Annotated in this window: 17 protein-coding genes; 15 read left to right on the top strand and 2 right to left on the bottom strand. The window is 73.1% G+C overall.

Features of this window, described 5'->3' with window-relative positions; genetic code table 11:
• The first annotated feature begins 35 nt into the window (after positions 1–35).
• The 4 genes from ACFWUY_RS14970 to ACFWUY_RS14955 all read left to right on the top strand — a co-directional run bounded on the left by ACFWUY_RS14970 (position 36) and on the right by ACFWUY_RS14955 (position 4,929).
• Complete coding sequence (locus tag ACFWUY_RS14970; protein ID WP_384107333.1) at positions 36–1,400, top strand: glutamine synthetase family protein; 1,365 nt, start codon at positions 36–38, stop codon at positions 1,398–1,400.
• A 43-nt stretch (positions 1,401–1,443) separates the two neighbouring features.
• Positions 1,444–2,799 (top strand): aldehyde dehydrogenase family protein, encoded by a 1,356-nt coding sequence (locus ACFWUY_RS14965; RefSeq protein WP_384107331.1) that lies wholly within the window; start codon positions 1,444–1,446, stop codon positions 2,797–2,799.
• A 5-nt stretch (positions 2,800–2,804) separates the two neighbouring features.
• The gene (locus tag ACFWUY_RS14960) at positions 2,805–3,590 is read left to right on the top strand and encodes a 3-oxoacyl-ACP reductase (RefSeq protein ID WP_384107329.1); all 786 of its coding nucleotides are present in this window, start codon (positions 2,805–2,807) and stop codon (positions 3,588–3,590) included.
• 85 nt (positions 3,591–3,675) lie between these two features.
• Entirely contained in the window at positions 3,676–4,929 is a 1,254-nt protein-coding gene (locus ACFWUY_RS14955) for a haloacid dehalogenase-like hydrolase (RefSeq protein ID WP_384107327.1), read from the top strand.
• Positions 4,930–4,932: 3 nt separating this feature from the next.
• Here the strand turns inward: ACFWUY_RS14955 and ACFWUY_RS14950 are convergent, their stop codons facing one another.
• Complete coding sequence (locus ACFWUY_RS14950) at positions 4,933–6,135, bottom strand: amino acid deaminase/aldolase (RefSeq protein WP_384107325.1); 1,203 nt, start codon at positions 6,133–6,135, stop codon at positions 4,933–4,935.
• 670 nt (positions 6,136–6,805) lie between these two features.
• Between ACFWUY_RS14950 and ACFWUY_RS14945 the strand changes: the two genes are divergently transcribed.
• From ACFWUY_RS14945 to ACFWUY_RS14935, 3 genes are read left to right on the top strand one after another with little or no spacing between them, the layout of a single operon-like run.
• Entirely contained in the window at positions 6,806–7,918 is a 1,113-nt protein-coding gene (locus tag ACFWUY_RS14945) for a hypothetical protein (RefSeq protein WP_384107323.1), read from the top strand.
• Entirely contained in the window at positions 7,915–9,081 is a 1,167-nt protein-coding gene (gene mycP, locus ACFWUY_RS14940) for a type VII secretion-associated serine protease mycosin (protein ID WP_384107321.1), read from the top strand. Before ACFWUY_RS14945 ends, mycP begins: the two co-directional genes overlap by 4 nt.
• Before the next feature lie 45 nt (positions 9,082–9,126).
• Positions 9,127–9,858, top strand: a complete 732-nt coding sequence (locus tag ACFWUY_RS14935) for an SseB family protein (protein WP_384107319.1) — start codon at positions 9,127–9,129, stop codon at positions 9,856–9,858.
• Positions 9,859–9,866: 8 nt separating this feature from the next.
• Here ACFWUY_RS14935 and ACFWUY_RS14930 read toward each other — a convergent pair whose 3' ends face one another.
• Positions 9,867–10,253, bottom strand: coding sequence for a DUF1844 domain-containing protein (locus ACFWUY_RS14930; RefSeq protein ID WP_384107317.1), 387 nt, complete (start codon positions 10,251–10,253; stop codon positions 9,867–9,869).
• A gap of 354 nt (positions 10,254–10,607) precedes the next feature.
• On the opposite strand from ACFWUY_RS14930, the gene infC reads away from it, so the two are divergent.
• From infC to ACFWUY_RS14890, 8 genes are all read left to right on the top strand, one after another.
• Positions 10,608–11,279 (top strand): translation initiation factor IF-3, encoded by a 672-nt coding sequence (infC, locus tag ACFWUY_RS14925; RefSeq protein ID WP_384107410.1) that lies wholly within the window; start codon positions 10,608–10,610, stop codon positions 11,277–11,279.
• A gap of 123 nt (positions 11,280–11,402) precedes the next feature.
• The gene (rpmI, locus tag ACFWUY_RS14920) at positions 11,403–11,597 is read left to right on the top strand and encodes a 50S ribosomal protein L35 (RefSeq protein WP_015032399.1); all 195 of its coding nucleotides are present in this window, start codon (positions 11,403–11,405) and stop codon (positions 11,595–11,597) included.
• A gap of 106 nt (positions 11,598–11,703) precedes the next feature.
• Positions 11,704–12,090, top strand: a complete 387-nt coding sequence (gene rplT, locus ACFWUY_RS14915) for a 50S ribosomal protein L20 (protein ID WP_052577579.1) — start codon at positions 11,704–11,706, stop codon at positions 12,088–12,090.
• A 173-nt stretch (positions 12,091–12,263) separates the two neighbouring features.
• Positions 12,264–13,103, top strand: coding sequence for a TrmH family RNA methyltransferase (locus ACFWUY_RS14910; protein ID WP_384107314.1), 840 nt, complete (start codon positions 12,264–12,266; stop codon positions 13,101–13,103).
• Between the two features lie 81 nt (positions 13,104–13,184).
• Complete coding sequence (locus ACFWUY_RS14905) at positions 13,185–14,366, top strand: ATP-binding protein (protein WP_384107312.1); 1,182 nt, start codon at positions 13,185–13,187, stop codon at positions 14,364–14,366.
• 156 nt (positions 14,367–14,522) lie between these two features.
• On the top strand, positions 14,523–15,650 hold the full coding sequence (gene pheS, locus ACFWUY_RS14900; RefSeq protein WP_384107310.1) for a phenylalanine--tRNA ligase subunit alpha: 1,128 nt from the start codon (positions 14,523–14,525) through the stop codon (positions 15,648–15,650).
• Complete coding sequence (pheT, locus tag ACFWUY_RS14895) at positions 15,650–18,178, top strand: phenylalanine--tRNA ligase subunit beta (protein WP_384107308.1); 2,529 nt, start codon at positions 15,650–15,652, stop codon at positions 18,176–18,178. The genes pheS and pheT overlap by 1 nt, the downstream gene beginning before the upstream one ends.
• A gap of 284 nt (positions 18,179–18,462) precedes the next feature.
• Positions 18,463–19,530, top strand: coding sequence for a PP2C family protein-serine/threonine phosphatase (locus ACFWUY_RS14890; protein WP_384107306.1), 1,068 nt, complete (start codon positions 18,463–18,465; stop codon positions 19,528–19,530).
• The last annotated feature ends 303 nt before the right edge of the window (positions 19,531–19,833 follow it).

Below are 19,833 nucleotides of genomic sequence, written 5' to 3'. Positions count from 1 at the left end.
TATGACTTCCGGCAGGCCGAAGGAGGAGCAATCCCGTGGCAGACCGCACACCCCCGCTCACCGTCGAGGAGCTCCGTGCCCTCGTCGCGAGCGGCGAGATCGACACCGTCGTCCTGGGCTTCCCCGACATGCAGGGGCGGCTCCAGGGCAAGCGGTTCGCCGCCCCGTTCTTCCTGGACGAGGTACTCGGCCACGGCACCGAGGGCTGCAACTACCTGCTGGCCGTCGACACCGAGATGAACACCGTCGACGGCTACGACATGTCCTCCTGGGACCGCGGCTACGGCGACTTCGCCATGCACCCCGACCTCACCACCCTCCGCCGCCTCCCCTGGAACGAGGCCACCGCCATGGTGACGGCGGACCTCGCCTGGGCCGACGGCACGCCCGTCGTCGCCGCGCCCCGCCAGATCCTCCGCCGCCAGCTGGAGCGCCTCGCGGAACTCGGCCTCACCGCCCACGTCGGCACCGAACTCGAGTTCATCGTCTTCAAGGACAGCTACGAACAGGCCTGGGACGCGAACTACCGCGGCCTCACCCCCGTCAACCAGTACAACATCGACTACTCCGTCCTCGGAACCGGACGCGTCGAACCCCTCCTGCGCCGCATCCGCAACGAGATGACCGGCGCCGGACTCATCGTCGAGTCCGCCAAGGGCGAGTGCAACCCGGGCCAGCACGAGATCGCCTTCAAGTACGACGAGGCCCTCGTCACCTGCGACCGGCACGCCGTCTACAAGACGGGCGCCAAGGAGATCGCCGCCCAGGAGGGCTACTCGCTCACCTTCATGGCGAAGTACAACGAGCGCGAGGGCAACTCCTGCCACATCCACCTCTCCCTCCAGAACGCCGAGGGACAGAACGTGATGGCGGGCGACGACGAGCACGGCATGTCCGAGACCATGCGGCACTTCCTCGCCGGACAGCTCGCCGCCCTCCGCGACTTCTCCCTCCTCTACGCCCCCAACATCAACTCCTACAAGCGGTTCCAGCCCGGCTCCTTCGCCCCCACCGCCGTCGCCTGGGGCCACGACAACCGCACCTGCTCGCTCCGGGTCGTCGGCCACGGCCGCTCCACCCGCTTCGAGAACCGCCTCCCCGGCGGTGACGTCAACCCGTACCTGGCCGTCGCGGGACTGGTCGCCGCCGGACTGCACGGCATCGAGCAGCGCCTCGAACTCCCCCCGCCGTGCACGGGGAACGCGTACACCGCCGAGTACGCGCACGTGCCCACCACCCTGCGGGAGGCCGCCGAACTCTGGGAGACCAGCGAGGTCGCCAAGGCCGCCTTCGGCCCCGAGGTCGTCGCCCACTACCGCAACATGGCCCGCGTCGAACTCGACGCCTTCGACGCCGCGGTGACCGACTGGGAACTGCGCCGCTCCTTCGAACGCCTGTGATCCGTACGCCTGTGATCCGTACGTCTCCGAGAGGGATGAGTTGTTGCTCCAGGTACTGAACCCGGCGACGGAGGAACTCGTCGCCACCGTCCCGGCCGCCACCCCCGCCGACGTCGACGCCGCCGTCGCACGGGCCGCCACCGCCCAGCGCGGCTGGGCCGCAGCGGCGCCCGCCGACCGGGCCCGGCTGCTCCGCCGCTTCGCCTCCGTCGTCGACGACCACATCGAGGAACTCGCCCGCCTGGAGGTCGCCGAGGCCGGCCACACCCTCGGCAACGCCCGCTGGGAGGCCGGCAACGTCCGCGACCTGCTCGACTTCGCCGCCGGGGGAGTGGAGCGCCTCAACGGGCGCCAGATCCCGGTGGCCGGCGGCCTCGACATCACCATCCTCGAACCGCTCGGGGTCGTCGGCGTCATCGCCCCCTGGAACTTCCCCATGCCGATCGCCGCCTGGGCCACCGCACCGGCCCTCGCCGCCGGCAACGCCGTCCTCCTCAAGCCCGCCGAGACCACCCCGCTCACCGCGCTCCGCCTCGCCGAACTCGCCCTCGCAGCCGGTCTGCCCGAAGGCCTCTTCCAGGTCCTGCCCGGCACAGGACCGGTCGCCGGGAACGCCCTCGTCGAACACCCCGGCGTCGCCAAGATCGTCTTCACCGGCTCCACGAAGGTCGGAAAGTCGATCATGGCCAAGTGCGCAGGCCAGGTGAAGCGGGTCACCCTCGAACTCGGCGGCAAGAGCCCCAACATCGTCTTCGCCGACGCGGACATCGAGGCCGCGGCGGCCGCCGCCCCGATGGCCTTCCTCGACAACAGCGGCCAGGACTGCTGCGCCCGCACCCGCATCCTCGTCCAGCGGAGCGCGTACGACCGCTTCCTGGAGCTCCTCACCCCCGCGATCGAGGAGATCGTCGTCGGCGACCCCTCCGACGAGCGCACCCAGATGGGCCCGCTCATCTCCCGCGCCCAGCTCGACCGCGTCCGCTCCTACGTCACCGACGACCTCACCGGCATCCGGGGCAAGGCCCCCGAAGGCCCCGGCTTCTGGTTCCCCCCGACCGTCCTCACCGGCGTGCCCGAGGACGCGCCCTGCGCGGTCGAGGAGATCTTCGGACCCGTCGCCGTCGTCCTCCCCTTCGAGGACGAGGCCGACGCGATCCGCCTCGCCAACGCCACCGAGTACGGCCTGTCCGGCTCGATCTGGACCCGGGACGTCGGCCGCGCCCTGCGCGCCTCCCGCGCCGTCCGCGCCGGCAACCTCTCGGTCAACTCCCACTCCAGCGTCCGCTACTGGACCCCGTTCGGCGGCTACCAGCAGTCCGGCCTCGGCCGCGAACTCGGCCCCGACGCCCTGACCGCCTTCACCGAAACCAAGAACGTCTTCATCAGCACGGAGGCCTGAACCGCATGACCACTGAAGAGATCGTCTGCCGCCGCCTGGTCGGCCGTACCGCCGTCATCACCGGAGCCGGCAGCGGCATCGGCCTCGCCACCGCCCGCCGCCTCGCCTCCGAGGGCGCGAACGTCGTCTGCGGCGACATCGACGAGGAGGCCGGAAAGGCCGCGGCCGAGGAGGTCGGCGGCACCTTCGTGAAGGTCGACGTCACCGACCCGGAGGAGGTCGAGGCACTGTTCCGCACCGCCTTCGAGACCTACGGCTCCGTCGACATCGCCTTCAACAACGCCGGCATCTCGCCCCCCGACGACGACTCCATCCTGGAGACCGGACTCGAGGCCTGGAAGCGCGTCCAGGACGTCAACCTGACCTCCGTCTACCTGTGCTGCAAGGCCGCCCTGCCCTACATGCGCCGCCAGGGCAGGGGCTCCATCATCAACACCGCCTCCTTCGTCGCCCTCATGGGCGCGGCCACCAGCCAGATCTCGTACACCGCGTCCAAGGGCGGCGTCCTCGCCATGTCCCGCGAGCTGGGCGTCCAGTTCGCCCGCGAGGGCATCCGCGTCAACGCCCTCTGCCCCGGGCCGGTCAACACCCCGCTCCTCCAGGAGCTGTTCGCCAAGGACCCCGAGCGGGCCGCGCGCCGCCTCGTCCACATCCCCGTCGGCCGCTTCGCCGAGGCCGAGGAGATCGCCGCCGCCGTCGCGTTCCTCGCGAGCGACGACTCCTCCTTCGTCAACGCCAGCGACTTCGTGGTCGACGGAGGCATCGCGGGCGCGTACGTGACGCCGCTCTAACCCCTCCCGCTCCTCCTCCCACACCCCCCGGCAGCCGGGCGTCGCAAGGCGCCCGGCTGTTCCGCGTACAGACCAGGAGAGTGACGTGACCACGAACCACCGACTCCGCACGTCCGCGGCCACCGCCGCCCTCGCGCTCGCCGCGACGGGCCTCGTCGCCACCGTCCCGGCCGAGGCGGAACCCCGCGCCTGCCCGACCCTGAAGGTCTCCGAAGGCTGGTACGGCGACAACAAGACCCGGCTCGACGCGCTGATCGCCGACCACTGCCGGGACAAGGGGAAGAAGCCCGTCGCGGTCTTCGACTGGGACAACACCGTCATCAAGAACGACGTCGGCGACGCCACCTTCTACTGGCTCCTCCGCAACGACCGCATACGCCCGCCCCGGCACGGCGACTGGTCCACCACCAGCCGGTACCTCACGCCCAGGGCGGCCGCGGCACTGGGCGAGGCCTGCCCCACCGGCGTCCGCACCCTCCCTACCGCCACCGACACCCGCTGCGCCGACGAGGTCCTCTCCGTCTACGGCACGGGTGCCACCACCGGTGGCGCGGCGGCCTTCGCCGGCTTCGACCACCGCCGCATGGAACCCCAGTACGCCTGGCTCGCCCAGCTCCTGCACGGCTGGACCACCCGCCAGGTCGAGTCCTTCGCCGCCGCCGCCCGCGCCGAGAACCTCGCCGCCCCGCAGGGCGCCACCCAGAGGGTGGGCACGTCCCGGGTCACCGGCTGGATCCGCCACTACCCCCAGCAGCGCGACCTGATCCGCACCCTCCAGGACGCCGGCTTCGACGTCTGGATCGTCTCCGCCTCGCCCGAACCCGTCGTCGACGTCTGGGCGAAGGGCGTCGGCGTCGCCCCCTCCCGCGCGATCGGCATCCGCAACACCACCGAGCACGGCCGCCTCACCGCCCACCTCAAGGGCTGCGGCACCGTACGCGACGGCGAGGACCGGATGATCACCTACATCGACGGCAAGCGCTGCTGGATCAACCAGGAGATCCTCGGCGTCCACGGCTCCGCCGCCGAGCGCGTACAACCCGCCTCCCGGCGCCAGGTCCTCGCCGCGGGCGACTCCGACACCGACGTCTCCTTCCTGCGGGACGCCACCGGCCTGCGCCTGGTCCTCAACCGCAACAAGGACGAACTCATGTGCCGGGCGTACGAGAACGGCGACGGTCGCTGGCTCGTCAACCCCATGTTCATCGAGCCGAAGAAGCGGAAGACGACCCCGTACCCCTGCGCCACCACGGGATACACGGCGGCCGACGGCACGGCGGAGCCGGTCCGCCGCCCCGACGGCAGCGTGATCCCGGACCAGACGGACTCCGTCCACTGACCGCTAGAGGAAGGTCCGTCCCTCGCCCCGGTACGTCGGCACGGTCGCCGTGATCCGGTCACCCTCGACCAGGTGGAGGCTCTCGAACCGCTCGCACAGCTCGCCGGCCTTCGCGTGCCGGAACCACACCTTGTCGCCGATCCGCAGATCGTCGGCCGGCGAGCCGAGCAGCGGGGTCTGCACCTCGCCCGGGCCCTCCTGCGGGTCGTACCGCAGGCCCTCCGGCAGATACGGCACGGGCAGCCGGTCCCGGCCCGCCACCCCGGACGCCGGATAGCCGCCCCCGAGCACCGTCACCACCCCGACGCCCGGACGGCGGACGACGGGCTGCGCGAACAGCGCGGCGGGCCGGCCGCTGAACGACGTGTAGTTGTCGAAGAGCCGCGGCACGAAAAGCCCCGAACCCGCGGCGATCTCCGTCACCGCGTCCTCGGCGGCCGTGTGCTGCACGCTCCCGGTGCCGCCGCCGTTCACGAACTCCAGGTCCGGCGCCACCGCCCGCACGGCCCGCACCACGGCCGCCCTGCGCTCCGCCAGCTCCCTGCGGGCCGCCGCCTGCATCAGCCGGACCGCCCGCGACCGCAGCGGCCGGCCCGCGACCGCGTCCCCGACCCCCGCGACATGCCCCTCGTACGCCATGATCCCGACCAGCCGGAAACCGGGGCGCCGCACCACCGAGCGGGCCAGCTCGGCCAACTGGGCGGGCTCCCGCAGCGGAGAGCGCCGCGCCCCGACCCGTATCCGCCCCCCGAGCAGACGCAGCGCCGTGTCCAGCTCCAGGCAGACCCGGACCTCCTCCGACCCGCCCGCGCGAGCGGCGTCGATCAGATCCAGCTGCGCCACGTCGTCGACCATCACCGTCACGGCGGCGGCGAGCTTCGGGTCCCGCGCCAGCTCGCCGAACCCGGAACGGTCCGCCGACGGATACGCGAGCAGGACGTCCTCGAACCCGGCGCGCGCCAGCCACAGCGACTCGTCGAGCGTGAACGACATGATCCCCGCGAAACCCTCCCGCGCGAGCACCCGCTCCAGGAGCGCCCGGCACCGCACGGACTTGCTCGCCACCCGTACGGGCTTGCCCCCGGCCCGGCGCACGAGGTCCGCCGCGTTGGCGTCGAAGGCCTCCAGGTCGACGATCGCCACGGGCGCGTCGAGATGAGCGGTGGCCCGGTCGTAACGGGCCCGGTCGGCGGCACGGGGAGTCATGGCCCGAGCTTGCCAGACGGGTTTACGGGTGGGTAGCCCCTGGGTTCCCGTGCCGGGGGGAACAGCCCGTAGAGTGACGGGCATTGTCGACACGAGCGGGGGAACGGGGATGACCGGCGAGCAGCGCTCCGGCACACCTTCCCGCATCACGGACGCCCTCCTCCCGGCCCCCGCCACCCCCGAACCGCCGGCGGTGGAGACCACCGCCCGCCTCCGGGTGATCCGCCCGACCGGGACGACCCCGGGCGCGGCACGCGGCGGGACCGGTCCGGCGACGCCGGTTTCCACGGGCGTGCCCCGTCCGGCGCCCGGGACAGCGACGTCTCCGGCGCCCGGCTCCGGCCCCCGGGGTTCCGCGGGCTCGCCGCCTCCGGCGCCGAGTCCGGACACCTCGACACCCGCGACTCCGCCGCGCCCGGCGTCCGGCCCTGCGGCTTCCGCGCCCGCGACTCCGCCGCGTCCGGCGTCGGGCTCGGGCGTCTCGGTGTCCGGGGCTCAGCCGCGTCCGGCGTCCGGCCCGGTGGCTCCGGCGTCTGCCGCCGCGCCGCCTCCGGCGCACGGCACGCCGCCTCGGCCGACATCGGCTCCCGCGGGTTCGGTGCCGCCCGTCGCTTCCTCGCGGCCCGCGGCGAGCCCGGCGGCTTCCGCGTCCGCCGCCCCCTCCCGGCCGGTGTCCGGTGGCGCTACGGCTCCGGCCCGTCCCGTCCCCGGCCAATCGGCTCCGGCCCGTCCCGTCCCCGGTCAGTCGGCTCCGGACCGGCCCATTCCCGGTCAGTCGGCTCCGGACCGGCCCATTCCCGGTCAGTCGGCTCCGGACCGGCCCATTCCCGGTCAGTCGGCTCCGGACCGGCCGACGGCCCGCCCCGCCACTCCGGCGCACGTCTGGCAGCCGCCCGGCGCCGCCGCGCCGCCGCACGCCCGGCCCCCCGTCCCGCCCTACGGCCACACCTACGGCTACGGCGGCGCCCTCCCGGCCGAGACGCCCGCCGAGACCACCACGCGCCTTCGGCCCATACGGGAACGGCGTACCGGGCGGACCGTCGCCGTCGCCGTCTGCGCCGTGCTCGGCGTCGGGCTCATCGGCGGCGCCCTCACCGGCATGTGGCTGGCCGCCGCCGGGCACGGGGAGCGCGCCGAACCCGCCGGGTACACCGAGGCGATGGACCTCTGGCGCAACGCCCCCGTCGACGCCCTCTTCCCCCGCACCCTCACGGACTCCGCCGCGGGACCCGGCGCCGCCGCACGCACCTGGACCCGGATCGTCGTCGCCCCGGACGCCGCCTGCTCGCCCGCGGTCCTCGCCAAGGGCCTGCTCGCCACCCTCCGACCGCTCGGCTGCGAGCGCGTCCTGCGCGCCACCTACACCGACGCCACCGCCAGCAGCGTCATCACCGTCGGCCTCGTCTTCACCCGCGCCGACGTCACCGCGCAGCGCACCCTCAACCAGAGCCACCTCACCATCCGCCTCGGTGAGGACGTACCCCCCGCCCTCTCCGGCCCCGGCACCGTCGCCGCCCGGTTCGGCGCCGCACAGCGCGCCAGCTGGTGGCTGAACGCCCCCGCCGACCTCCCCGTCGTCGTCACCGCCGTCTCCGGCTTCGCCGACGGCCGGGCCGTCGAGGACCCGCAGCCCGCCGACCGGGCCATGGCCCGGGGCCGTACCGACGCGACCGCGCAATCCGGCCTCGGCCACGAGGCCAAGGGCATCACGAGGCGCTTCGAGTGGCTGCTGCGCACGACCGCCGCCGTCGCCGCGGCGGAGAAGGAGGAGAACGCCCGGTGACCCGCCTCCGCACCCCCGTGGCCGTCCTCCTCGCCACCGCCTTCTCCGTCCTGCCCGCCACCACGACACCCGCCCACGCCGACACGATCCGCGCCCGCCAGTGGGGCCTCGAAGCGCTCCACACCACGGAGGCCTGGCGCACCACCAAGGGCGAGGGCATCACCGTCGCCGTCCTCGACACCGGTGTCGACGCCGAACACCCGGACCTCGAGGGTTCGGTCCTCACGGGGCGCGACCTCGTCGGCTTCGGCGCGGCCAGGGGCGACCGCGCCTGGGCCCGGCACGGCACCGCCATGGCCGGGATCATCGCCGGACACGGCCATGGATACGACGGCGGGGACGGCGTCCTCGGCATCGCCCCCGGCGCGAAGATCCTCCCCGTCCGGGTCATCCTCGAAAGCACCGACAAGGCCCGCGACAAGGCCCGCAAGACCCGCGGCACCGCCCTCGCCGAAGGCATCCGCTGGGCCGCCGACCACGGCGCCGACGTCATCAACCTCTCCCTCGGCGACGACTCCAAGTCCGCGCATCCCGACGCGGGCGAGGACGCCGCCGTCCAGTACGCGCTCGCGAAGGGCGTCTCCGTCGTCGCCTCCGCCGGCAACGGCGGCGAGAAGGGCGACCACATCTCGTACCCCGCCGCGTACCCCGGCGTCATCGCCGTCACCGCCGTCGACCGCTACGGCACCCACGCCTCCTTCTCCACCCGCCGCTGGTACGCCACCGTCAGCGCCCCCGGCGTCGACATCGCCATCGCCGACCCCGACCGCCGCTACTACGAGGGCTGGGGCACCAGCGCCGCCGCCGCGTTCGCCTCCGGAGCCGTCGCCCTCGTCCGCTCCGCCCATCCCGGCCTCGGCCCGGCCCAGATCAAGCGGCTGCTCATCGACACCGCCCGCAACCGGCCCAAGGGCGGCCGCAGCGACGCCAAGGGGTACGGGACGGTCGACCCGGCCGCCGCGATCGAGGCGGGCGCCCGGATCGAGGGCGGCGACCCCAGGACCACCACCAGCGGCTACCGGGGTCAGTACTTCGGCCCCGGTCCGCTCCCCGCCGTCGAGGAGAGCCGCCCCATCGGCCTGCTCGCCCCCCTCGCGGGCGGGCTCGGCGCCCTGCTGCTCCTGACCGCGGTCGTCCTGCGGCGCGCCCACCGGGCCTCGTAGGGGGTGGCGGGCCGGACGTCCCGGCGCGCCGGTTAGGCTCGGTGCGTGGCGCTCAAGAACATCCCGGACCCCGGTTTCTCCGACGACGACGGCACCGCCGACCCGCGGCTCGCCGCGGCCCTCGCGGCCTGGGCCGAGGACAGGACCGCCCACGGCCCGGTCCTCGACGCGCTGCGCGGCGCCCGGCTCCTCGTCCCCGTGGTCGCCGTCCTCGGCGAGGTCGAGACCGACGAGAACGGCCTGCGGCGCGAGAAGACCAGCGACATGGCGGTCCCCACCCTCACGGCCGGTGACCGGCGCGCCCTGCCCGCGTTCACCTCGATCGCCTCGCTCGCCCTGTGGGACCCGGAGGCCCGGCCCGTGGCCGTCCCGCTCCACCAGGCCCTCCAGGCCGCCGCGCACGAGAAGGCCGACACGGTCGTCCTGGACCTCGCGGGCCCCGTGCCGTACCAGCTGACCGGCCCGGCCCTGCTCGCCCTCGCCGAGGGCCGTACCAGCGCGGACCCGCTCGACGACCCCGCCGTACGGGACGCGGTGCGGGCCGCCGTCGCCGCCGAGCCCGCGGTGCTCCGCGCCCACCTGGGCCCCGGCGCCGCCGACGGCACGCTCGCCCTGGTCCTCGCCGAGGACACCTCCCCGGCGGAGGCCGCCCAGCGCGTGGCCCGCGCGCTGGCCGCCGACGAAACACTGAGGGCCCGCCTGGTGCGCGGCCTCGACCTGGCACTCCTGCCGGCCACGGCCACGCCTCCGGGCGAGCCCTTCTACGCGAAGCGGTAAAGCGGGTTCTAGCCGTAAATCGGCCCCGTGTACTTCTCGCCCGGTCCCTGGCCCGGCTCGTCCGGGATCAGGGAGGCCTCGCGGAAGGCGAGCTGGAGGGACTTCAGGCCGTCCCGCAGGGGAGCCGCGTGGAAGGAGGAGACCTCCGTCGCGCCGGCGTCGAGGAGACCCGCGAGCGCGTGCACCAGCTTGCGGGCCTCGTCGAGGTCCTTGTACTTGTCGCCCTCCTCGGTGAGCCCGAGCTTCACCGCGGCGGCGCTCATCAGGTTGACGGCGACCGTCACGATCACCTCGACCGCGGGGACCTCCGCGATGTCGCGGGTCATGGCGTCGAAGTCGGGGGACTCCGGGGGAACTGGGGAGTCCACGGACTCGTTCTGGGGCGTCTCGCTCATGCCTCATACGATATGCCGGTCCTCGGTTAGCGGAGACCGCCGGGTCCTGCTAACCTTGTGTAACGACCGGCTGGACACGTGTGTGCCCGGCCCACAAGTGGAGGCTCCGAACTCCCACCTGACCACCCTCGCGGGTGGCGGGTCACCGGTCAGGTGGCGCCCATCGTTCCGTACGGACGATGGAGCCGCCCGATGTGCGCCCCGCGGTTGACCGCGGCGGTGTTCCGGTATTCCCCTGGAGCCCCGCCTGTGTCCCGTCCGGGGCATTTTTCATGTACCGGCTCGGTTGGTCTCAGAAACAGACGTTGCGCGTCCGTCCGCCAGGCGGTCGCGTGGTGCTACCGAGGAGGATCCATCAGCGCCGAGCCCCGCATCAACGACAGGATTCGCGTTCCCGAGGTGCGACTTGTCGGACCCAGCGGCGAGCAGGTCGGGATTGTTCCGCTTGCCAAGGCCCTGGAGCTCGCACAGGAGTACGACCTCGACCTGGTCGAGGTCGCGGCGAACGCCCGTCCGCCCGTGTGCAAGCTCATGGACTACGGGAAGTTCAAGTACGAGTCGGCCATGAAGGCCCGTGAGGCGCGCAAGAACCAGGCGCACACGGTCATCAAGGAGATGAAGCTCCGGCCGAAGATCGACCCGCACGACTACGACACCAAGAAGGGTCACGTCGTCCGGTTCCTCAAGCAGGGTGACAAGGTCAAGATCACGATCATGTTCCGTGGTCGTGAGCAGTCCCGTCCCGAGCTTGGTTTCCGGCTGCTGCAGCGGCTGGCGTCGGACGTCGAGGAGCTTGGCTTCATCGAGTCCAACCCGAAGCAGGACGGCCGGAACATGATCATGGTTCTCGGCCCGCACAAGAAGAAGACCGAGGCCATGGCCGAGGCGCGTGAGGCCCAGGCCGCACGCAAGGCCGAGCGCCAGGGCGTCACCTCCGAGGAGACGTCCGAGGTCGAGGCTCCCGAGGCCGAGGCCCCGGTCGCCGAGGCCGAGGGCGACGCTCCGGCCGAGAACCCCGAGGCGTGACCCGACGGGCTGCCATCCAGGCAGCCCCGGGCCCCGCCCGGACCCACCAGACGAAGAACTGACGCTCCCGGATGTCCGGTCCCCGCACCGGGGGGAGCGCCACTGACGAGGAGATACGGCGCGATGCCGAAGAACAAGACGCACTCCGGTGCCAAGAAGCGCTTCAAGGTCACCGGCTCCGGCAAGATCCTGCGCGAGCGCGCCGGCAAGCGCCACCTGCTCGAGCACAAGTCGTCCAAGCTGACGCGTCGCCTCACCGGCAACGCCGAGATGGCCCCGGGCGACGCGGCCAAGATCAAGAAGATGCTGGGCATCTGATCTGATCACCCGCCCTCGGCGACGGGGGCTTCCGGCCAGGTCCGGGATCCATTCGTTTTTCGGGTCGTGTGAGTCCAACCGCGACCCCGCTACAAGGAGTTAACAAGTGGCACGCGTCAAGCGGGCAGTCAACGCCCACAAGAAGCGCCGGGCAATCCTCGAGGCGGCCTCCGGCTACCGCGGTCAGCGTTCGCGCCTGTACCGCAAGGCCAAGGAGCAGGTCACCCACTCGCTGGTCTACAACTACAACGACCGCAAGAAGCGCAAGGGCGACTTCCGCCGTCTGTGGATCCAGCGCATCAACGCCGCTGCCCGCCAGAACGGCATGACGTACAACCGCCTCATCCAGGGTCTGAACGCCGCCAACATCGAGGTGGACCGCAAGATCCTCGCCGAGCTGGCCGTCAACGACGCCAACGCGTTCGCCGCGCTGGTCGAGGTCGCGCAGAAGGCCCTGCCGGCCGACGTCAACGCCCCGAAGGCCGCTGCCTGATCTTCCAGGCCGCAGTACCTCTGCCCGGACCCGCAGGCGCGCTCGCGCCTGCGGGTCCGGGTGCGTCGGCCCCCGCAGCACGCGGACCCGCACCACCCGGGCCCGCAGCACCAGGATCGCGTCGTACCCGGATCCCGTAGTCCCCGGCCCCGAAGAGAGAACCGCCGCACCTCATGGTCACCCCCGAGCTGATCTCCCCGCGTTCCCCGCGCGTCGTCGCCGCCCGGCGGCTCGCCAAGCGCAACTTCCGGGGCAAGGACCGCCTCTTCATCGCCGAGGGCCCGCAGGCCGTCCGCGAGGCCGTCGAGCACCGCGGCTCCACCGGCGAGCCGACGCTCGTCGAGCTCTTCACCACCGTCGAGGCCGCCGAGCGCCACGCCCCGATCATCGAGGCGGCCCTCGCCGCGGGCGCCCGCGTCCACCACGCCTCCGACGCCGTCCTCGCCGAGGTCTCCCAGACCGTCACCCCGCAGGGGATCGTCGGCGTCTGCCGGTTCCTCGACTCGCCGTTCGAGGACATCGTCGCCGCCCGGCCCAAGCTGGTCGCCGTCCTCGCCCACGTGCGCGACCCCGGGAACGCCGGTACCGTGCTGCGCTGCGCCGACGCGGCCGGCGCCGACGCGGTCGTCCTCACCGACGCCTCCGTCGACCTCTACAACCCGAAGTCGGTACGGGCCTCCGTCGGGTCCCTGTTCCACCTGCCGGTCGCCGTCGGCGTCCCCGTCGAGCAGGCGGTCGCCGGACTGAAGGCCGCGGGCGTACGGATCCTCGCCGCCGACGGCGCGGGCCAGGACGACCTCGACGCCGAACTGGACGCCGGCACCATGGGCGGACCCACCGCCTGGATCTTCGGCAACGAGGCCTGGGGACTGCCCGAGGAGACCCGGGCCCTCGCCGACGCCGTCGTCCGCGTCCCGATCCACGGCAAGGCCGAGAGCCTCAACCTCGCCACGGCCGCCGCGGTCTGCCTGTACGCCTCCGCCCGCGCCCAGCGCCCCCGAACCTCCGCCTGAAGGGTCCATTCCGCCCTCCCCGCCCAGTAGAGTGACGCACTCGGGGGCCCACTGCGCTACACGGAGAGGTGGGGTACGGGGATGACGGTCGGCACGGACAGTCCCGCACAGGCACGGAGCGCCGCGCCGCACGCCCCGGAACCACCGGAGCCCGGAACCGCCGCCCCGGAACCACCGGAGCCCGCCGACCCGGCCGGGACCGCCGGTTTCGCCGGGCTCGACCCCGACGACCTTCCCGACGGTCTCGTCGTCGCCGACGAGACCGGCCGGGTCGTCTGCTTCAACGCCGCCGCCAGCCGTATCACCGCCGTCCCCGGCGAGCGCGCCCTCGGCCTCCCCCTCGACCGGGCGCTGCCCCTCGAAGACCTCAAGGGCCGCCGCTGGTGGACCCTGACCGACCCGTACGGCGGGCTCGCCATCCGCAGAGGCCAGCCCGAGCGCAACCTGTTGCTGCCCGGCGGACGCGAGGTCCTCGTCTCCGCCACGTACGTCCGCGAGCGCCCCACGGGACCGGTCCGCCGGGTCGTGGTCTCGCTGCGCGGCACCGAGGCACGCCGTCGCACCGAGCGCAGCCACGCCGAGCTCATCGCCACCGTCGCCCACGAACTGCGGTCCCCGCTCACCTCCGTGAAGGGCTTCACCGCCACCCTCCTCGGCAAGTGGGAGCGGTTCAACGACGAGCAGAAGCGCCTGATGCTGGAGACCGTCGACGCCGACGCCGGCCGCATCAAACGGCTCATCGCCGAACTCCTCGACATCTCCCGGATCGACTCGGGCCGGCTCGAAGTGCGCCGCCAGCCCGTCGACATCGCCGCCGCCGTCGGCCGTCACGTCCAGGTGCACACCACCGCAGGCCAGCCCCCGGACCGTTTCTTCGTACGGATCAGGCCGGATCTGCCCGCACTCTGGGCGGACCCCGACAAGATCGACCAGATCCTCGGCAACCTCCTCGAAAATGCGGTGCGCCACGGAGAAGGAACCGTCACCATCGAAGTGGCACCCGCCAGGACGGGCGACGACGGAGAAGAGGGGACGGAGGTCACCGTGAGCGACGAGGGCCCCGGTATCCCCGAAGAGTCGATGAGCCGTGTCTTCACCCGCTTCTGGCGGGGCAGCAAGCGCGGCGGCACCGGCCTCGGCCTGTACATCGTCAAGGGCGTCGTCGAGGCCCACGGCGGCACCATCACCGTCGGAAGGGGCCCCCGGGGCGGGGCCGAGTTCCGATTTATCCTGCCCGTCGGCACCCCGGCCCATCTCCTCTGACGTCTCACCTGACGAGACCGGAAGAGATCAGGAGCCGTCCGGCCTGCCCACGGGCTCATTCGCGTCCCCCCACCCCGTTAGACTCGTTCTTTGGCACGTTTGCGCCCTTGACGTCGAGCGGGGCCGCCCAGCCAGCCAACGGAAGCACGGGAAGAGATGTCCGCACCCAATAAGTCGTACGACCCGGTTGAGGTCGAGGCACTGAAACCGGAAGAGATCGAGCGCATGCGGGACGAGGCGCTCGCCGCCTTCGCCGCCGCGGGCGACCTCGACGCGCTCGCGCAGGCGAAGACCGCGCACACCGGTGGCACCTCGCCGCTGGCGCTCGCCAACCGGGAGATCGGCGCCCTGCCTCCGCAGGCCAAGGCCGCCGCCGGAAAGCTCGTGGGCCAGGCCCGCGGCGTCGTCTCCAAGGCGCTCGCCGCCCGCCAGACCGAGCTGGAGGCCGAGCGTGACGCCCGGGTCCTCGTCGAGGAGGCCGTCGACGTCACCCTGCCGTACGACCGCGTCCCGGCCGGTGCCCGCCACCCGCTGACCACGCTCATGGAGCGCGTCGCCGACGTGTTCGTCTCCATGGGGTACGAGGTCGCCGAGGGTCCCGAGGTCGAGGCGGAGTGGTTCAACTTCGACGCCCTCAACTTCGTACCGGACCACCCGGCGCGCCAGATGCAGGACACCTTCTTCGTCGAGGGCCCCGAGGGAACGACGGGCGACGAGTCCGGCGTCGTGCTCCGTACGCACACCTCGCCGGTCCAGGCCCGCACCCTCATCGACCGGGAGCCCCCGGTCTACGTGGTGTGCCCCGGCCGCGTCTACCGCACCGACGAGCTCGACGCCACGCACACCCCGGTCTTCCACCAGATCGAGCTGCTCGCCGTCGACGAGGGCCTGACCATGGCCGACCTCAAGGGCACCCTCGACCACATGGTCCAGGCGCTCTTCGGCCCGGACATGAAGACCCGGCTCCGTCCGAACTTCTTCCCGTTCACCGAGCCGTCCGCCGAGATGGACATGCTCTGCTACGTCTGCCGCGGCGAGTCCGTCGGCAACCCGGACCGCCCCTGCCGCACCTGCGGCAGCGAGGGCTGGATCGAGCTGGGCGGCTGCGGCATGGTCAACCCGAAGGTGCTCGTCGCCTGCGGTGTGGACCCCGAGAAGTACAGCGGATTCGCCTTCGGGTTCGGCATCGAGCGGATGCTGATGTTCCGCCACAACGTCGACGACATGCGAGACATGGTCGAGGGTGACGTCCGGTTCACCCGGCCGTTCGGGATGGAGATCTGATGCGGGTCCCGCTTTCTTGGCTGCGGGAGTACGTCGACCTGCCGGCGACGGAGACCGGCCGTGACGTCCAGGCCAAACTCGTCTCCGCGGGCCTCGAGGTCGAGACCGTCGAGCGGCTCGGCGCCGGCCTGACCGGCCCGCTGGTGGTCGGCAAGGTCCTCACCATCGAGGAGCTGACGGACTTCAAGAAGCCCATCCGCTTCTGCACCGTCGACGTCGGCTCGGCCAACGGCACCGGCGAGCCCCAGGAGATCATCTGCGGCGCCCGGAACTTCGCCGCGGGCGACAAGGTCGTCGTGGCCCTGCCCGGCGCCGTGCTCCCCGGTGACTTCCGGATCGCCGAGCGCAAGACGTACGGCCGGGTCTCCCGGGGCATGATCTGCTCCGGCGACGAACTGGGCATGGGCGACGACGGTACGCACGGCATCATCGTGCTGCCGCCGGAGCACGAGGTCGGCACCGACGCCACGGTCCTCCTGGAGCTGTTCGACGAGGTCCTCGACATCGCCGTCACCCCGGACCGCGGCTACTGCCTCTCGATGCGCGGTGTCGCCCGCGAGGCGGCCACCGCCTACGGCCTGCCGCTGCGCGACCCGGCGCTGCTCGACGTGCCCGCGCCCAACTCGTACGGCTACCCGGTCCAGGTCACCGACCCGATCGGCTGCGACCGCTTCACCGCGCGCACCGTCGTCGGCCTGGCGCCCGAGGCCCGCTCCCCGATCTGGCTCCAGCGCCGCCTGCAGAAGGCCGGCATGCGCCCGATCTCGCTGGCCGTGGACGTCACCAACTACGTGATGCTGGAACTCGGTCAGCCGCTGCACGCCTACGACCGCGGACGGCTCGACGGGCCCATCGGGGTCCGCCGCGCCGAGGCCGGCGAGAAGATCACCACCCTCGACGGCACCGTGCGCGTCCTGGACGCCGCGGACCTCGTCATCACCGACAACCGCGGTCCGATCGGCATCGCGGGCGTCATGGGCGGCGCCAACACGGAGATCGCCGACCCGGTGACCGACCCCGAGACCGGTCTCGTCACCGGCACCTCCGAGGTCGTCATCGAGGCCGCGCACTTCGACGCGATCTCGATCGCCCGCACGGCCCGCCGGCACAAGCTGTCCTCGGAGGCGTCCAAGCGCTTCGAGCGCGGCGTCGACCCGCAGGCCGCCGCCGCTGCCGCGCAGCGCACCGTCGACCTGCTCGTCCTGCTCGCGGGCGGCACGGCCGAGGCCGGCGTCACCGAGATCAGCGCCCCGTCCGCGCCGCGCACGATCACCATGCCGGCGAACCACCCGGACAGGGTCGCGGGCGTCGACTACGGCCGTGAGACCGTCGTCCGCCGCCTCCAGGAGGTCGGCTGCGACGTCTACGGCCAGGACGAGCTCGTCGTCACCGTGCCGTCGTGGCGTCCCGACCTGAGCGAGCCGAACGACCTCGCCGAAGAGGTCATCCGTCTCGAGGGCTACGAGAACCTGCCCTCCACGCTGCCGAAGCCCCCGGCCGGCCGTGGCCTCACCGAGCGCCAGCGCGTCCACCGCCGGGTGGGCCGCGCCCTCGCCGGAGCCGGTTACGTCGAGGCGCTGAGCTACCCGTTCATCGGCGAGCAGGCCCTCGACAACCTCGGTCTCGACGCGGACGACGCCCGTCGCCGCCTCGTGAAGCTGGTCAACCCGCTCTCGGACGAGGAGCCCGCGCTCCGTACGACGCTGCTCCCGGGCCTGCTCGGTGCGCTCCGTCGCAACGACAGCCGTGGCAGCCACGACCTGGCGCTCTTCGAGACCGGTCTGGTCTTCCGGCCGGAGGGACAGCCCGGCGTCGCCGTCCGGCTGCCCGTCGACCGCCGCCCCACCGACGAGGAGATCGCCGAGGTCAACGCCGCGCTGCCCGCGCAGCCGCGCCGCGCCGCCGTCGTCCTCACCGGTGCGCGCGAGCAGGCCGGCTGGTGGGGCAAGGGCCGTCCGTCCGACTGGGCGGACGCGGTCGAGGCCGGCCGGACCGTGGCCGCCGAGGCCGGGGTCGAGCTGATCATCAGCGCCGACCAGCACGCCCCGTGGCACCCGGGCCGCTGCGCCGCCTTCCACGTCGAGGTGGACGGCGAGAAGGTCCTCGTCGGTCACGCCGGCGAACTCCACCCGCGCGTGGTGAAGGCCTTCGGTCTGCCGGCCCGCAGCTGCGCGATGGAGATCGACCTGGACCTGCTCGAGAAGGCGAACGAGGGCCCGCTCAAGGCCCCCCGCATCTCCTCCTTCCCGGTCGCCACCCAGGACGTCGCCCTGGTCGTCGCCCAGGACGTCCCGGCCGCCGAGGTCCAGGCCGCCCTGACCGAGGGCGCGGGTGAACTCCTGGAGTCCATCCGGCTGTTCGACGTCTACACCGGCGACCAGCTCGGCGAGGGCACCAAGTCCCTCGCGTACGCCCTGAAGTTCCGCGCCCCGGACCGCACCCTCACGGTCGACGAGGCCACCGCGGCCCGCGACGCGGCCGTGGCCCTGGCCTCGGAGCGCACGGGCGCCGTCCTGCGCGGCGCCTGACGCACGGAGAGCATGAGAAGGAGGGCCGCCCCGGGATTTCCCGGGGCGGCCCTCCGCCGTTTCCGGACCCGCGACGGGGCACGCGCGTACGGGACCCGATGACCCGTGCGCGTGGCGGAGCCCTGGCGAAGGGCGGCGCGTCGGGGGTGCTCACTCCTTCGGGTGAGATCGCCGGGGGCTGTTCCCCGGTGGCCCGTGCGGTCGGCAGAATCGACGCGGCCGCAGGGGCGGACCTGTGGGCCGCAGGGCCTTCGGGCGCTGTCGGGGCTCGGGAAGGGCCGTGCATGATCCGTACGAGGTCGTTGGTCTCCGATGGCTCCCGGCGCCGCCGGCTGGCCCCGCTCGCTCTTCCCACCGCCTGGGGCGCGGTGGCCGTGGCGTGGAAGTTCGGCTGTCCGCTGGCCCGGCAGCCCGGGATGCCGATGAGGATCGCCACCAGCGTCGTCTTCCTCACCGTCGGCATCGGTCTGGTCCTCGGTCTGCGGCGTGGGCTCGTGCGCGAGCTGGCGCGGGTGCGGGCCGTCGCGGTCGCCACCCAGCGGGTGCTGCTGCGCCCGCCGCCCGCCCGGCTCGACGGCCTGGCGCTTGCCGCGGGGCAGCTGTCCGCCTCGCGGGGCGCGTCCGTCGGCGGGGACCTGTACGGGGCGGTGGCCACTCCGTACGGGGTGCGGATCGTCATGGGGGACGTCCGGGGGCACGGCCTCGCCGCGCTCGGCGCGGTGGTGGCGGTGCTCGGCAGCTTCCGCGAGGCCGCCCACGACGAACCCGAACTCGGCGGCGTGCTGCGGCGGCTCGAGCGTGCCCTCGACCGGCACCTGCGGGAGCGGGCGAGGGACGAGCACCCGGCGCGGACCGGGACGGATCCCGAGCATCCGGCGGCGGAGGAGTTCGTGACCCTGCTGCTCGTCGAGATCGGTTCCGACGGGCGGCTCTCGGTGTTCAACTGCGGTCACCCCGGCCCGTACCGCCTCGGTCCGGTGGCGGAACGGCTTCCGGTCGGCGACCCGCTTCCCCCGCTCGGGGTGCTGCCCCTGCCCGCCGTGCTCGTGCCGTACACGGCGGCCAGGCTGGCGCCGGGCGAGACGCTGGTCCTGCACACCGACGGCGCGGAGGAGGCCCGGGACCACCGGGGGCGGTTCTTCGCGCTCGACGCCGCGCTCGCCGCGATGCCCGGTGAGTCGCCCGCGGCCCTCGTCCGCCGGGTCCACACGGCCCTGCTGCACCACACGGGCGGCCGGCTCGCGGACGACGTCGCGCTGCTCGTCGTGCGCAACGACCGTGTCCGGGTTCCGGCGCAGCCCGCCGAACCCGGGCTGCGCCGCCCCCGGCCCGCCTCCTCCTCCCACTGTTGAGCGGAGGGGGACGGGACCGGCGACGCCCGCCCCGCCACGGAGTGTCGGGCAGATCAGCGGGGCGGGCGACGCGGACCGGGCGGCCGCACTGTTGAGGGGGGAGCCGGCGGCCCGGTCGTCGCCTTGCGGCGAGAAGCACAGTCAACCGGCAGGGGGACGAGCGCGGCAGAGCGCGCGGACCGGAAGAACGGGTACTTCGTTCACACCCCGTGCGAACCGTCCCGCGCGGAGGCGGCCGGGAGGGGCCGACTCCGACTGGTTCGACCCGTACGAAATCGGCCACCGCTACGCTGAGTTCACCGA

The organism is Streptomyces sp. NPDC058664 (assembly GCF_042716635.1).
GTDB lineage: Bacteria > Actinomycetota > Actinomycetes > Streptomycetales > Streptomycetaceae > Streptomyces.
The sequence above is the reverse complement of the archived record's forward strand: the minus strand, read 5'-3'. Positions and strand labels throughout refer to the sequence as shown.